Below are 15,293 nucleotides of genomic sequence, written 5' to 3' on the forward strand. Positions count from 1 at the left end.
ACCTAATTTTTTAGAAATTAGATGTGGGAAAGTATTAATTGTTCAGGAAATGATGTGTCTTCATGCAAGAAGCAACAGTTGCAGAACAATCAGAGAAAATTTTTACAGACGTACGTGAAGTTGAAATTACACGTGCAATTGCAAATGAATTTCATGATGTATTAATTGACAGAGCAGAATCAGACGTCATCATTATTGGTGCAGGCCCTGCAGGATTAACAGCTAGTAGAGAATTATCTAACATGGGATACAAAGTTCTAGTTATTGAACAAAACAACTACCTAGGTGGCGGCTACTGGTTAGGAGGATACATGATGAATCCAGTTACAGTTAGAGAACCAGCACAAAAAATATGGGACGAACTTGGAATACCATACAAAAAAGTTGCAGAGGGATTATACTTAACACCAGGACCACACGCAGTATCAAAATTAATTGCAGCTGCATGTGATGCAGGAGTAAAATTTTTACAATTAACTAAATTTGATGACTTGGTTTTGAAAAACGGAAGAGTTGCAGGAATTGTTGTCAATTGGATGCCAGTTTCAGCATTACCACGTAACATTACTTGTGTCGATCCAATTGCACTTGAAGCAAAAATAATCATAGATGCATCAGGTCATGATTCAGTTGCAGTGAAAAGACTTGTAGATAGAGGATTAGCAAAATGGAAAGGAATGGAACCAATGCATGTCAACGACGGTGAAGAACACGTAGTTCACAAGACGGGTGAAGTATACCCAGGATTAATTGCAGCTGGAATGTCAGTAACTGAAACCCATGGATTGGCAAGAATGGGACCAACTTTTGGCTCTATGTTATACTCTGGAAAGAGAGCAGCAGAGATCACAGCCCAGAAAATCAAAGAGTTAGAAAGATAATCAATTAGTTTTTGAAAGGGTTAGGATTTCTTTAATACCAGATCTCATCATTATTTTATATGATTGAGCGTGAGAAGATTGATGAGTTAGGATATCTCAATGTGTTGAGATCCAGAGACAAGTTTCTCACAAACAAGTTTAACAAGTCAAAATCTACAAGCACAGTTGATTTTTGCAAGGGTGCACTGCTCAGCTTTGACAAGTTTGCGTTTGCAAAGTTTGGCAAAGACACTACTGAGCAAGTGATTGAAGATGTCAAAAAACTTCCAGAACCAAGACACGAATCAGTGATGGTCGACTTGTTTCAAAAGTATCTTCATTGGAAACATGAGGACTCAAAGGCCAGCACTTCAGTTGCATACTACCAGACAGCAGTAGAGTATTTTGCATATCACCAATTGCGAATCAACCATTACAATCTAAGACGAGACATTACACTCCCAGAGGATCCAAAAAACATGAAATATGCTGTAACTTTGCCAGAGATTAGAAAATTAATTGATCATTCTAAACCAAAGAGAAAAGCACTCTACACAGTACTGATTAGTTCAGGGATGAGAATAGGAGAGACATTGGGCTTGAAAAAGCGAGATTTTGATTTTTCACAAGAAAGAATACGAATCACCATCCCTGCAAAAATCACAAAAAAGAACACAGAACGACAGACCTACATTTCAAAAGAGGCAGAACACTATCTATTGCCAATAATTAAAAGAATGAATCAAGATGATCTTGTTTTTAGTACAAACAAGGACATTAGAAAGTCAGTTAACAATGAAATCCTAAATTTCTGGCATTTGAGGAAAAAGACCGAACTTGACACAAAATATGAAAACTCTACAATACACAAGATAACTTTGCATTCCTTTAGAGCATTTTTTGAGACACAAGCATCAAACACACATGGACTGGAATATGCTCATGCACTAATAGGACACAGTGGATACCTAGAGCAATACTATAGACTTAGTGACGAGGACAGATTAGAGAAATACATTGAGCTTGAACCAAAGATAACAATTGAGGAGGACTTTAGAAATCAGATAAAAATCAACAAGCAAAACAAGAAAATATCAGAACTAGAAGAGAATACTGAAAAGATAGAAGAACTTGAAAATACAATACAAACACTGCAAAGTAACTTGAAGAAACGAGATGAGGACTGGAATGATTCAGTTGTCAAACTATTTGAAGAACAAGCAAAAAAGTTCACAGATCCTAACTACATCAAAGGATTACAAGAAAAAGAAAAATTATAACAACATTAGTTCATCAAAATAAATCACAAGGAAGAATAGATAATTTCCTCTAGACGTGCGCGTTATCAATTACATTAAACTAATTTAATCTATAGAACAATAATTTCATAATTACAATTACAAACAAACAGACACAATCACCCATAACATAGGGAAATTGTCTTTTTGTAATTTTTGTCCGTTTTCCAGGCATGAAAAATTACAGAAACGGACACAAAATGTGACAAAAATCCACAAAAATGTAATTTTTGTCCGTTGGTCTCAGGCACAAATTGTGGATTTGTTTGATTTCTTAAGATTTTTATAAAAAATCAATTCAGTTAAGAAAAAATTAAACATTACAAAAAATGAAATGATATTGAAAGTAATTTGGTTCAAATCTCCATGAGAGTATTTTTTCTAAAATATTTTCACGTCAGAGCATTAAACCAATATATCAAATCTCTATGAGAGCATGAATTTAGCTAATCATTGTTAGCTAATATCAAAATAATCATGTTGGCATCAGTTTAGTATATTGATTTGAATAGATTCGAATTTCAAGAAAATCCAATAACTCTATATGCAATTAATAATTTATCAAAACTATGCGAGATACAATTGGCGGATATCCATACGAAGCAAAAAAATCAGGTGGCAAAACTATAGTCAAATTCTTCCATAAAGGAGAAAATGTAAAACATCCCGATGCTGCAAAAATGACTCTAGAATTGACTCCTGCAGATATCAAAAAGTTAGCAAAACTCTAAAAATGCCATAATTTGTGCCTATATTAGAACATGCTTCCACAACTATTATAGCATGCTTCCATTATACACTAGTAGATGAGTACTATTGCTTCAAATGAAGTTGACCAGGATAGCGGTACAATATTTTTTGAAGCTGTTAGGGGTAGACAAGCAGGGAGAGAATTTTACAATGCAATGTGCTCCTTTGCTACAATTTACAATCATTTCAAATTCAACAATGACCCTCAAATTCCAGCTGCTTTGAGAGCCCAGAGAAAACTCCGAGAATCTAGAATCCCTGAGATGGGAAATTATATTTTGAACAACCCTAAAGATTACATTTTTTCATCAATCACAGTCTCTGTTGGAGGTAAAGTGGGATTTAATCCATCACCTGGACAGGGAGAAGAAGGAAGACTGGGTAAAGTGATTCTTCCAATTGATGCTCCAATATTGATTAATGATGGACAACATAGATGTGCTGCAATAAAATATGCATATGAACAAAATCCTTCTTTAGGAAACGAAAAAGTTTCCGTTGTAATTTTTGAGGATAAGGGATTAAAGCGTAGTCAACAGATGTTTTCAGATTTAAATAAACATGCAGTAAAGCCTACAAGTTCACTTGGAATATTGTATGATCATCGTGATACATTTGCAAGATTTATTGTTACATTGGCAAATGATGTGGATGTTTTTCATGGTAGAACAGAAATGGAGAAAACAAATATCTCAAATCGCTCTACGGCATTTTTCACATTAAATGGAATTGCTGATGCTACGAAATATCTTTTAAAATTAAAAACAAAATCCATTGCAGCAGAGAAACAAAAACTTGCAGTAGACTATTGGGATACAGTATCAAAGAACATTCCAGAATGGAATCTTTTGATTCAGAAAAAAGTTTCCCCTTCTGAATTAAGAACAAACTATGTTCATGCACATACCAATATTCTAAATGCTTTAGGGATGGTAGGATATGCATTAACAACTGAATTTCCTGATAACTGGAAAGAAAAACTCAAAGGACTACAAAAAGTTGATTGGCAAAAGTCAAGTACTATTTGGGAGGGCAAAATTATGAATGATGGTAGAATGACTAAAACTAGATTGGGAATTAAACAAGCCGCAAATGAAATTCTTCAGCATTGTGGATTAAACAAGACTTTGGATGAATTTGAGGGCAAATAGATGACTGCCGAATCTGTCTTCAAAACACGCACACTACAAGAGATTCATGATGAAATCAAGGAGGTATACCTCAATGATAATCGCCCTTGGATTATTGGATTTAGTGGTGGAAAAGACTCTACCTGTATGACTCAGTTAATTTGGAATGCATTATCTGAATTACCGACTGAGAAATTACTCAAGAAAATTTACATTATATCATCTGATACTCTGGTGGAATCTCCTACAGTAATTGACCAAATCACTACTTCATTAGATACAATGGAGAAGGCAGCAAAGGAATCAAACCTTCCAATATCTACAAATCTTGTAAGACCCAAAATTGAGGATAGTTTTTGGGTATGTCTTTTAGGAAAAGGATTTCCAGCACCATCTAATCTATTTCGATGGTGTACTGATAGATTGAAAATTAAAAATGCAGATAGATTCATTCAAGAAAAAGTTTCTCAATACGGCGAAGCAATTGTATGTTTAGGTACAAGAAAAGATGAGAGTGGCTCTAGAAATCAATTGATGAACATGTATGAAATTAAAGGTAGTTTGTTATCTAGACATTCAAAATTTCCTCAAACCTATGTGTATACTCCACTGCGTGATTTTATCACAGAAGATGTTTGGAATTATCTTTTACAAAACAAGAATCCGTGGGGTGCAAAGAATAGAGATTTACTTGCATTATATCAAAATGCAAATTCATCAGAATGTCCTCTGGTAGTTGATACTAGTACTCCTTCATGTGGCAATTCAAGATTCGGATGTTGGGTATGCACTGTAGTATCTGAAGATGTATCTTTGAAAAACACAATTGAAAACGGCGCTGAATGGATGGAGCCATTGTTAGAATTGCGAACAGAACTAAAAGCAACACAAGACCCAGAAAAGAGACGAGAGGTACGAGAACTAAAACGAAGATCTGGACAAATGAAACTAGTTGATGAAATAAAGAAAAAGGCATTTGAGGAAAACATTCAGGAATCCCGTGCAAGATCAAGTATTACTGAACGACTAAAAAGCACAGACCCGTATTCTGTTTTAATTCCGGGACCATACACTATGGAGTTTTGTAAAGAATTTTTAGAGAAATTACTGCGAGGACAAAAAAAGGTGCGACAAAACGGTCCTGACCCACACATGGAGTTAATTTTAGAGTCAGAACTACATGAAATTCAACGAATTTGGCGTATGGAGCGAGGAGACTGGAAGAATTCTGTATATCAGATTTATGAAAAAGTCTTTGGCGAACAAATTATCCCTCCACAAGAAGACCTAAATGGATTCGGCTCAGATGAGCAAGAAATTCTTGAAGAGATTTGTATTAAAAATGATGTTCCACAATTACTAGTATCAAAATTACTAAACGCAGAGTATGACGCTCAAGGCATGTCACAGCATTCAAAAATCTACAAAGAATTAAACAAAATTCTCTCAGAAGAATGGAGAGAAGACCTCGATGAAATTGTAAAAGACCTCAAAGATAGAAAAAAGAGTAAACAAGATTTAGGACGATAAATTGCTACTAACCAAAGTAACTTTACAAGATTATGGAGTGTACAAGGGCAAAAATGAATTTGATTTTACATGTACACCTGATAAGCCAATCATACTAATTGGTGGAAGTAACGGTGCAGGAAAAACTACTCTCTTTGAATCCATCATGTTATGTTTTTATGGAATCTCTACCCTAGGGAAGCGAATCACCAAAAAATCCTATGATGAATTTCTTGCAAAAAAAATTCATAGATATTTGGGTAGTTCCACATCTGCTGATTTTGCATCAATTATTGTTGAATTCAAATATTTCCATAAAGGAGATGAGATTAATTATCAAGTGGAGAGAACTTGGAGAAAAGAAGATGGGAAAATTCTTGAAGAATTAAACATCAAAAAGAGATTGGAATCAGAAAATGTATTTGAATCTCTGAATACAATTGAAAAGAATCATTGGCAGTCATTTATTGAGGAATTAATTCCGAAAGGAATTGCAAAACTATTCTTTTTTGATGGTGAGAAAATTGTAGAGATTGCAGAAAATGAGGCTGAAAGTTTAGAGATAAAATCCTCCTTTAGCTCTCTATTAGGATTAGATGTTGTAGAACAATTACGAAAAGATTTGCAAGTAAATTTAATGAGAAATTTAACAAATGATGATAAATTTCTAAAATCTGAATTTGAAAAATACACAAATGAGAAAAACGATCTGTTGGAGCAAACTGGACACTATAATGATAAAATTGCCCGAAAACAGTCAGAATATGATAGTTTACGCGCAGAAATTGATAGTTTAGAGGCTCAAGTCTCAAAAATAGGAGGTAAATTTGCTCAAAATAGAGAAGAGACTAGAAATTCTCTGGGGGGACAAAAAGTCACACTGGATAATATCAGCGAGAGAATTCGAGAAACATGTAGTTCTGTTTTACCATTTAGTTTGATTCCCCAAGAGATGGAGAAATTAAAAAATCAAATTATTTTAGATGAGGAGATACAAAAACAATCACTTGAGGAGAAAATTATCAAATCAAAGTTTTATGAAATAAATTCCAATTTAAAAGATGATTCTTTTTGGAGTGAGTTTAAGATATCATCTGATGTTAAAGATAAAATACTAACTAAAATATCTGCATTACAAAAATCAACTTCTCCGAAAATTGAGGAGAAGGGATTATTTAATTTGTCGATGGGCCAAGCATCAAAAATTATAGAAATTATTAATCAAGCAAGCACAACTGCAACATCTACACTTGAAAAAGATACAATGAAATTCATTGAAGTACGTGAGAAAATAGCAATGCTTGAAACATCCATTGCCAGTGCACCTTCAGATGATGAGATTGGACCATTAATTGCAAAACTAAATGAAAAACATTCAGAATCTGGTGCTCTGCAAGCAGAAATTGATCATTTAGAGAGTCAAATTGTTAGCAATGATAGTATGATGAGACATATCAATGTAAAAATTAGAGATACAGTGTCCAGTCAATTTAAAAATAAAAAGGCACAAACTCAAGCAGACCTGACAGAAAAAGTTCAAGTGGTATTAGATGAGTATGTTGAAAAACTAAAAATAAAAAAATTAGAATTGTTAGAGAAATATCTCTTAGAGGCAATTGGTATTCTAATGCACAAAAAAGAATTCATTCAAAGAGTATCTGTGGATAAGGATTCATTTGAAGTAACATTGTATAGAGAAAACAATGATCCATTCCCAAAAGATTTGTTATCTAAAGGTGAAAAACAAATGTTTGCAACTGCAATTTTGTGGGCCTTGGCAAAAACATCTGGAAAGCCATTACCTTTCTTAATTGATACTCCATTGGCAAGACTAGATGAAGGGCATAGAGTAAATTTGATAGAGAAATTCTTTCCATTAGCATCACACCAAGTGGCAATATTTTCAACTGATACTGAAATCACTTTTGAGCATTACAAGAAATTAAAACCATATCTGAATAGGTCTTATGCTATGGAATTTGTGCCTGAAAAAGGACAAACCCAGAAAAATTCTGGATATTTTTGGAATGAAGAGGGGGAGAAAATAGTTGCGATTTAATAGAATCCGAATAAGCTTTCGCTCACAAAACTTGCTTGGAACAATGAAGAAGAGAACAGGACTGACTCCGAATATTTTGGCCCGATTTTCTCTATGTCTTTCTCTAAAGGACAAATCTATTCCAAATCCTGAAGAATTTGATGAAAAGGGATCTGAAATTAGTCCTCTAGTATTGTTTGGAGAATATGAAGATGTATTTCGTGCACTCTTGATACAGCGATTAAAAACAGACAACTTAACTTTGGATTCGCAAATGCTAAACAAAATGTTAAAGGCTCATTTGAATCGAGGAACAATTGCATTATTTGCAAGAATTCATGACTTGTCTAATTTCCATGAGATGATTGAAGTTGAGAGATCACATTGAGTGAAATCAAATTTCCGATTTATTTGGATCATCATGCTACAACTCCTGTAGACCCTAGAGTTTTAGAGAAGATGCTGCCATATTTTACTGAAAAATTTGGTAATGCATCTAGTCTGGACCATCCGTTTGGATATGAGGCATCAGTAGCAGTTGAGGATGCACGTGAGAAAATTGCAAATGCAATTGGTGCACGACATGATGAGATTGTATTTACATCAGGGGCTACAGAGTCTGATAACATTGCATTGATTGGTACAATGAACAAGTATGCAGATAGGGGAAATCATTTGATAACATGTGTTACCGAACACAAGGCTGTCCTTGATACTGCAAGACACTTGGAGAGTTTAGGAAAAAAAGTAACTTATCTACCTGTAAATGAATTTGGTGAAATTGATCTTAAAGAGTTAGAAGATTCCATTACAGATGAGACTGTGATGATTAGTATCATGGCAGCAAACAATGAGATTGGAACAATTGCAGATGTTGAATCCATTGGAAAAATAGCACATGAACATGAAGTTATTTTTCATACAGATGCTGCACAAGCAGTAGGACACATTCCAATGAACGTGGAGAAAATGAATATTGATTTAATGTCCTTTTCAGCTCACAAAATGTATGGTCCTAAAGGCATTGGGGTTTTGTATGTACGTGGAGTAAAACCCAGAGTAAAACCTGATGGGTTGTTTCATGGTGGAGGACAAGAACGAAACATTCGTTCAGGAACTCTAAATGTTCCTGGAATTGTTGGATTTGGTAAAGCAATGGAAATTGCAGTAAAAGAGATGGATTCAGAAAATAACCGATTCAAGGAATGGTCCAATTTGATGCTCAAAGAATTTGAGAAAGTGGGTGGAAAACTAAACGGACATCCTGAAAAGAAATTATCCCATAATCTGAACATATATTTTCCAGGAATTGAAAGTAAAGCAATAATTAATTCTGTCTCTAAAGAAATTTCAATTTCAGCTGGATCTGCATGTACCACTCAAATTGTTGAACCTTCACATGTTCTTTTAGCATTGGGCTATGACGAAAACCGTGCCCATTCATCAATTAGAATTGGATTTGGACGTATGAACATACAAAATGAGATTGACTATGCACAGTCTAAACTTCTTTCATCCATTTTAGAAATTCGTAAAATCATGATAAAATAGAATTAAAAATTAACACAATTCTTTTATCCCTCAATGGAATTTTAGTAGTATGAGCCTATTACCAAAAGACACTATAGAAATTCCATTAGAAAAAATTTCTTTGGCTACAAGTCAAGCCCGACAAAGAGATACTAAAGTTGAAGAAGATGATGATCTTGTTCATAGTATTAGGAAAGATGGATTGATTAGTCCTGTTATTGTAAAAAAATTACCTGATGATAATTATGAATTATTGATTGGACAGCGAAGATTTAGAGCCCATGAAATTCTTCAGAAACCTACTATCAAGGCATATGTTGTTGAAAAAGACATAGATGAATTTGAGGCAAAAAAAATATCTCTAGTTGAAAATGCTGCACGTAAAGATATGAAACATGCTGATTATGTAGATACTGTTCAAATTTTTATGGATCGATATGGTTCAACGAAAACAGTTGCTGAAGAACTTGGACTATCCGTAGACACTGTGCGAAAATATCTTACAATTGGTAGATTGCCTGAAAAAATTCAAGAGGAAGTTAAAGCTAAAAATATTTCTGCATCAAATGCAATTAAAGCTCTTGATGCATTAGGTGGAGATGAATCTACTGTAGATGAAAATTCATTGTTAGAAACAGCACAAGAAATTGAAAAATTATCTCCACAAGCAAGAAAGAAATTTGTTGAAATAAAGAAACATGAGCCAACAATTGGTGCACCTGAAGCAGCTGAAAAAGCTACCAAGAGAACTGAACTAAACGAATTCACTGTTGAAGTAACTGATGATCAATTATCAAGAATTGATAAATTCAAAAAGAATGAAAGTATCGATAAAACAGAAGATGCTGCAGTAGAATTAATTGATAGAGGTTTAGATTCTGCTGAAGATTAATGTCTCTTTTAAAAAATCCAAAGAGATTAGCTAAATTACTTGCCAGTGTTAATGTTACACATTCAGATAGGCCCTTAGGCCCAATAGACACTGCTGAAGAAATTAAAGAATTGTTGTCGGAATTACATAATGATAAAAATGAGTTGGTGAATAGATTACCTATTTCTTTGGATATGGTTAAAGCATTTCTAAGATTGTTGGAATTACCTATGGAAATCCAAGATATTGTGATTTGGGGTCAATCTAAACAAGATACAGGGGAAATTTCTTTTACATCTGCTCAAGAATTGGTAAAATTAAACAGCTCTGAGGATATTTTGAAACTTGTCAGTGCTATTCATAGTGTGCCTAGACCTGTAACCAAAGATGAAGTAAAGGGAATTATTAGTCTAAAAAATAGAAATTCTAAAAAAACAATTGATGATTGTATTACAGAAGTACTAAATGTTACTCGCCCCGTAGTTATACAACATTTTCTTTTCATAAGTGGAATTCAACCATCAATCGTCCAATCATTAAAAATTGCCTCTGAGAAAAGTAGTAAAAATCTAAATGAATTTGCATTAGAAATTATTTCAAAAGTCTTTCCATCTCAGTCAGTAAAAGGAATCAAAGTCCATGATGATTATGTGCGACTTTCTTTATCAAAGGATGGTAGGGAATTCATTCGTTCTTATATTGATAAAAATAATTTATTAAGAAAAGATTTGATAGATGATATTTTTTCAAAGGAAGGATTTTAAAAATGAACGATCAAGAATTATTTTCTCAAGTTAAAATTACTGATAGTGGAGCAATCTGTTTAGGGAAATCTATTGTATGTGATGGTTTTGAACCTGGATATCAAGCTGCAGTATTCACACATATTCATTCTGACCATATTTCTGATAGTTTTGAAACTTGTATGCATCAATATGATGTTTATACTTCAAAAATTACTGGGGAATTACTAGAATCAATTACTGAAGATACCTATATTGCAAGAACTCAATTACATAGAATAGATTATGATTCTCCTCAAATGATAAAATTTAATGGAAATGGTGATCTTATGACATTACTTGAGTCAAACCACATGCTTGGTTCGAGTCAAGTATTTCTTCAAACATATGATAAACTAAAAATTCTGTATTCTGGAGATATTTCTCCAAATGATCATCCACCAAAATGTGATGTACTAGTTATTGACTCTACTCATGGTGATCCACGATTTGATAAAATTATTGATAATCAAAGTTTAGAACGTAGATTACTTGAAATAGTTACAGAATCCATAGATAACGGAAAACCTGTATGTGTTCATGCACATAGAGGACGTTTACAGCACATAATGCATCTATTATCAAACCATGTGGATATCCCTGAAACAGTATCATTTTTGGGCTCTCATGTAGATAATCAAGTTGCTCAAGTTTATGCAAAATATGGAATAGGCATTCGTCCTTTAATTGATACAGAATCATATGAAGCTGAAGAAATTACTCACGATAGTTACCCTTGGATTGAATTTAGACCAACTCCTACGATGACTAAAAGAGAGGAAAGGGAACAAATGACTAGTTTAACAATGATGGGTGGATTTGGAAAAGCCATAATGAGACATGATGGCGAAAAATATTGGATGGCTTCTGATGAACATGCAGAATTTTCAGATCTTCTACGATATGTAAAAGAAGCAAATCCTAGAATTGTGATTACTGATGGCTCTAGAGCTTCTTTTGGAAATAAATTATCTGAAGAAATTACGACTCGTTTAGGAATTCCTTCAAAATCATTACCTGTGATTAAAGATGGTTAAACAAGAACAACTTTTTAAAAATTATTTAAAAGAATTCCTAAAATCAGGTTTGGCTACCTGCAACCAAGAAATTCAAAAATCTGAAACTACCTATCAAAAAACTGTCAACAAACCTGTGTTTAGGAATAATGTGCTGGTTGATTTAACACCTTCTACAATTGTTGATTATGACAAGCTTATCCATGCATTAAAAAATAAAATTAAAAAATACCCCGAAATGAATTCATTATTTAAAATAATTAAAAATATTCTTAAAACAAATATTACAAAAATAGAATCTAAAAATAAATACAAATTAGATATAGATTATGAAGAATTAACTAATGAGCAACTTTTTAATTTTATTTTACAATATTTAAAAGAACATGGAAGTAATTTTGATAATCTAAAATTTAAAAAAAATCTGGAAAATTTTAATCAGTATATAACAACAGACTTTTTTTCACATTGTTATCTTTCTCCATTATACAATGTAGATGGCAATTTTAAAGAAATACAATTGTCTCCAAATTTATGGATTAGAAAAATCACTAGATTTGAATTTGCAAAAATTGTCAACATTGACAATTTACCCTTGAAAGAAATACCTCCTCATCAAAAAAGACTAAACTATGTTTTAGTATGTAAAATTATTCGCAAAAAAAATCTGAAAATTATCCCAACTGCTTTAGAGTATTTTGAACATGTAGCCAATTCATTGAAATTGTTCAAATTTGGAAATCCTCAGTTTGGCAATCTGTACTGGTTTTCTTCTCAAAATTGGAATGTTGATGGGCTAAATTTGGTTGAAAAAGGCCATGAAAGACCTGCATCATCTCAAAAATATGTATTAAATTCAAAATTGGCTAAAGAATTTGTCCCTTTTTTTGAAAATATTAATGAAAAATTTTCAAATCTAGATAATTCAAATTTCCTTGAATCTGCAATTAGACGTTTTGGTATGTCATTTAATCATAGAAAAGCAGTTGACACAATTGTAGATTATGTAATTTGTCTTGAATCATTACTTGTGCCAAATATTGGTGATTCAACTTTAAAATTATCTCATAGGATGGCTTCTCTTTTAGGTGAAACTGACGATGAGCGATTATGGATTTGGTATTTTGTAAAAACAGCTTATAAATTTAGAAGTGGTTATTTACATGAAACTAAAGAAAGAACTTTTTCCGTAAATTCAGAAATAATTGATTTAGAAACAGTTGCAAATAAGTTAGAAGAATTTTCTAAGAAATCTATACTTCGAATGATTGATTTATTAGATTTCTATCCCACTCAGAAAAAGATTATTGAAGAATTAGATGAATCGATATATGATAGAAAAAAATTAGATCTTCTTAAGAATAAGTTGAAGCATTAATCTATGTATTTTTTTATTTGTTTTCTTGTATTTGGTGTTAAAATCCAACCTTTCCCCGTTTTATCCCATTGAATCTTTTCTTCCCTTTCTAACTGTGCTAAATTAATTCTTTGAAAGTTTTTTGTTATATCATATGGATTTGCTGGCGCATTTAGCAAAATAAATTCTAATATTTCATTATCTCTATCTTTTAATGAATTTGAAATGCGACAATTTCGACAATAACTTTGTCTAATTGATTTACCATTAGACATCCTCATTCCAAAAATTGATTCTATATTGTCCTTAGTTGGTTTTATACTGCATTTGGGACATGGTTTTTGGTTAATTGATTCTATTCCTTCTTTTTTTATTTTCATCTCTACAGATAATTTTTCTTTGTATACTTTGTTTCTAGGCTTTTGTCTAATTCTATAATTACAACAATTACAAAACCAACTCAGAGTATCTTTGGATGCTTTTGATCCATCTTTTATATGGGCTCCCCTATAATCAATCCACACCTCACATGTTTGACAACGTCCTTGACCTACACCGTATCTACTCCCAGATGTTGGTTTTTTAACAATAAACTTTTTACAAATATTTTTACAAATTCTTTTTTGAACATCCATCAGGTTCTCTAGGATTTTGCCTTATGAAAATAATACTCAAGTATTTTAGGTTGGATTCTGTAGATTTTATGTGACTTCTTTAACTTTTTACGGTGGGGTAAATGAAGTTGGAGGAAACAAAATTCTACTCCAAGATAAAGACACAAAAATATTCCTAGATTTTGGAAAAAGTTATGCAAAAGAAGGAAAATATCTTGAAGGATATATCCAGCCTAGAAAATCAAATGGATTAGGTGATTACATCGACCTAGGGATGTTACCTGACATTAATGGATTATACAGAAATGATTTGGTAAAACAGCAAGGATATTCTGAAAAAGAAGCAGATTTTCAAGGAGTGCTAATCTCTCATGCACATTCAGACCATGTTGATTATGCTACATTTCTTCATAAAGATATTCCACTTTACATGGGAAAGACAACAAAAGGAATACTCAAAGCATTCTTTGAAATTCAAGGAAGACGAGATAGACAAATTTTAGATTTTAAAGAACACGGATCAAGCTATAGAGACTTTCCAATTCCTAGAGATATTAGGGAATTTACTTCTGGGGAAAAATTCAAAATTGATTCACTGGAAATTTTACCAATTCATGTTGATCATTCTATTCCTGGAGCATATGGGTTCATCATTTACACTTCATCTGGACCTGTCGTGTATACTGGTGATTTAAGATTACATGGAACAAAACCTCAGATGACTAGAGAGTTCATAGATGCTGCAAAAAAAGAAAAACCCATAGCGTTACTTGCAGAAGGAACACACATCTCGGATTCCCCTAAAGATGAAAGTGAATCCAAAGTTTTCGAAGATGGGTTACAAGTAGTATCCAGGTCCAGTAGTTTTGTTTGTGCTGATTTTAATTTCAGAGATGTTGATAGAGTTAGAACATTTTATGAGATTGCAAAAAGAACAGGAAGAAAACTAGTAATCAACATAAAAAATGCACCATATCTGAAATACTTTCATCAATTCCCAGACCTAGAGATTCCAAATTATGATGATCCTGATGTAATTTTATGCAAACCCAGAACATATTCTGGAATGTTTCAGGATTCGGATTATCGTGGATTTACAGATTATGTTCAATTAGTTAATACTAAAACAACTGTAGAGATTGGAAAAAATCCTGAAAAATATCTTTGTGCAATGGGATTTTATAATTTCCCTCAATTCATTGACATGAAAATTAAAAGTGGAACCTACATTCATTCAGCTTCCGAACCCTGGAGTGAAGAACAGACCTTTAGTGTGGAGAGGCGAGATAATTGGGTTAAACATTTTGGATTGTCAAATGAGCAAATTCATTGCTCAGGTCATGCGAATAGATCAGATTTGTTTCAAATAGTTCAAGAAATTGATGCTGAAACACTATTTCCTATACATTCAGGGGCTCCAGAGGAATATGGGGGAGTTGTTAAGAATATTATTTATCCAGAATATGGAAAATCATATGATCTTTAATAACTGAAGATAATTCTTTAGCAAGCCAGATTGGCTCATTATGCTACTCTGG

The 15,293-nt window shown here is 32.8% G+C and carries 14 protein-coding genes; 13 read left to right on the forward strand and 1 reads right to left on the reverse strand.

Features of this window, described 5'->3' with window-relative positions; genetic code table 11:
- Positions 1–62 precede the first annotated feature (62 nt).
- The 12 genes from ACW9W4_RS07735 (at position 63) to ACW9W4_RS07790 (ending at position 13,162) form a co-directional block, all read left to right on the forward strand.
- Positions 63–881 (forward strand): sulfide-dependent adenosine diphosphate thiazole synthase, encoded by an 819-nt coding sequence (locus ACW9W4_RS07735; RefSeq protein WP_457761886.1) that lies wholly within the window; start codon positions 63–65, stop codon positions 879–881.
- Positions 882–940: 59 nt separating this feature from the next.
- Entirely contained in the window at positions 941–2,140 is a 1,200-nt protein-coding gene (locus ACW9W4_RS07740; protein WP_457761887.1) for a tyrosine-type recombinase/integrase, read from the forward strand.
- 587 nt (positions 2,141–2,727) lie between these two features.
- Positions 2,728–2,889 carry a hypothetical protein gene (locus ACW9W4_RS07745; RefSeq protein WP_457761888.1) on the forward strand — a complete coding sequence of 54 codons (162 nt, stop codon included), beginning with the start codon at positions 2,728–2,730 and terminating at the stop codon, positions 2,887–2,889.
- Between the two features lie 75 nt (positions 2,890–2,964).
- Complete coding sequence (gene dndB / locus ACW9W4_RS07750; RefSeq protein WP_457761889.1) at positions 2,965–4,059, forward strand: DNA sulfur modification protein DndB; 1,095 nt, start codon at positions 2,965–2,967, stop codon at positions 4,057–4,059.
- Positions 4,060–5,568 (forward strand): DNA phosphorothioation system sulfurtransferase DndC, encoded by a 1,509-nt coding sequence (dndC, locus tag ACW9W4_RS07755; protein ID WP_457761890.1) that lies wholly within the window; start codon positions 4,060–4,062, stop codon positions 5,566–5,568.
- A gap of 1 nt (position 5,569) precedes the next feature.
- Positions 5,570–7,606, forward strand: coding sequence for a DNA sulfur modification protein DndD (gene dndD / locus ACW9W4_RS07760; RefSeq protein ID WP_457761891.1), 2,037 nt, complete (start codon positions 5,570–5,572; stop codon positions 7,604–7,606).
- Complete coding sequence (dndE, locus tag ACW9W4_RS07765; protein ID WP_457761892.1) at positions 7,596–7,973, forward strand: DNA sulfur modification protein DndE; 378 nt, start codon at positions 7,596–7,598, stop codon at positions 7,971–7,973. Before dndD ends, dndE begins: the two co-directional genes overlap by 11 nt.
- Entirely contained in the window at positions 7,970–9,136 is a 1,167-nt protein-coding gene (locus ACW9W4_RS07770) for a cysteine desulfurase family protein (protein ID WP_457761893.1), read from the forward strand. The genes dndE and ACW9W4_RS07770 overlap by 4 nt, the downstream gene beginning before the upstream one ends.
- A gap of 49 nt (positions 9,137–9,185) precedes the next feature.
- The gene (locus ACW9W4_RS07775; RefSeq protein WP_457761894.1) at positions 9,186–10,007 is read left to right on the forward strand and encodes a ParB/RepB/Spo0J family partition protein; all 822 of its coding nucleotides are present in this window, start codon (positions 9,186–9,188) and stop codon (positions 10,005–10,007) included.
- Entirely contained in the window at positions 10,007–10,750 is a 744-nt protein-coding gene (locus ACW9W4_RS07780; RefSeq protein ID WP_457761895.1) for a hypothetical protein, read from the forward strand. Before ACW9W4_RS07775 ends, ACW9W4_RS07780 begins: the two co-directional genes overlap by 1 nt.
- Positions 10,751–10,752: 2 nt before the next feature.
- Complete coding sequence (locus tag ACW9W4_RS07785; protein ID WP_457761896.1) at positions 10,753–11,805, forward strand: hypothetical protein; 1,053 nt, start codon at positions 10,753–10,755, stop codon at positions 11,803–11,805.
- A gap of 49 nt (positions 11,806–11,854) precedes the next feature.
- Positions 11,855–13,162, forward strand: a complete 1,308-nt coding sequence (locus tag ACW9W4_RS07790) for a hypothetical protein (protein WP_457761897.1) — start codon at positions 11,855–11,857, stop codon at positions 13,160–13,162.
- On the opposite strand, the gene ACW9W4_RS07795 is transcribed toward ACW9W4_RS07790, so the two are convergent.
- Positions 13,159–13,776, reverse strand: a complete 618-nt coding sequence (locus tag ACW9W4_RS07795; RefSeq protein WP_457761898.1) for a hypothetical protein — start codon at positions 13,774–13,776, stop codon at positions 13,159–13,161. The two genes, ACW9W4_RS07790 and ACW9W4_RS07795, sit on opposite strands and share 4 nt — an antisense overlap.
- Before the next feature lie 70 nt (positions 13,777–13,846).
- Here ACW9W4_RS07795 and ACW9W4_RS07800 point away from each other — a divergent pair, with 70 nt between their 5' ends.
- Positions 13,847–15,241 (forward strand): MBL fold metallo-hydrolase, encoded by a 1,395-nt coding sequence (locus tag ACW9W4_RS07800; protein ID WP_457761899.1) that lies wholly within the window; start codon positions 13,847–13,849, stop codon positions 15,239–15,241.
- The last annotated feature ends 52 nt before the right edge of the window (positions 15,242–15,293 follow it).

This window comes from Candidatus Nitrosopumilus sp. bin_7KS (assembly GCF_054095835.1).

Excerpts from the sequence above, each read along its gene's own strand:
- ACW9W4_RS07785 (WP_457761896.1), top strand. The coding sequence starts at position 10,753 with ATGAACGATCAAGAATTATTTTCTCAAGTTAAAATTACTGATAGTGGA.
- ACW9W4_RS07795 (WP_457761898.1), bottom strand. The coding sequence starts at position 13,776 with ATGGATGTTCAAAAAAGAATTTGTAAAAATATTTGTAAAAAGTTTATT.
- ACW9W4_RS07740 (WP_457761887.1), top strand. The coding sequence starts at position 941 with ATGATTGAGCGTGAGAAGATTGATGAGTTAGGATATCTCAATGTGTTG.
- ACW9W4_RS07745 (WP_457761888.1), top strand. The coding sequence starts at position 2,728 with ATGCGAGATACAATTGGCGGATATCCATACGAAGCAAAAAAATCAGGT.
- ACW9W4_RS07780 (WP_457761895.1), top strand. The coding sequence starts at position 10,007 with ATGTCTCTTTTAAAAAATCCAAAGAGATTAGCTAAATTACTTGCCAGT.
- ACW9W4_RS07735 (WP_457761886.1), top strand. The coding sequence starts at position 63 with ATGCAAGAAGCAACAGTTGCAGAACAATCAGAGAAAATTTTTACAGAC.
- dndB (WP_457761889.1), top strand. The coding sequence starts at position 2,965 with ATGAGTACTATTGCTTCAAATGAAGTTGACCAGGATAGCGGTACAATA.
- dndC (WP_457761890.1), top strand. The coding sequence starts at position 4,060 with ATGACTGCCGAATCTGTCTTCAAAACACGCACACTACAAGAGATTCAT.
- ACW9W4_RS07775 (WP_457761894.1), top strand. The coding sequence starts at position 9,186 with ATGAGCCTATTACCAAAAGACACTATAGAAATTCCATTAGAAAAAATT.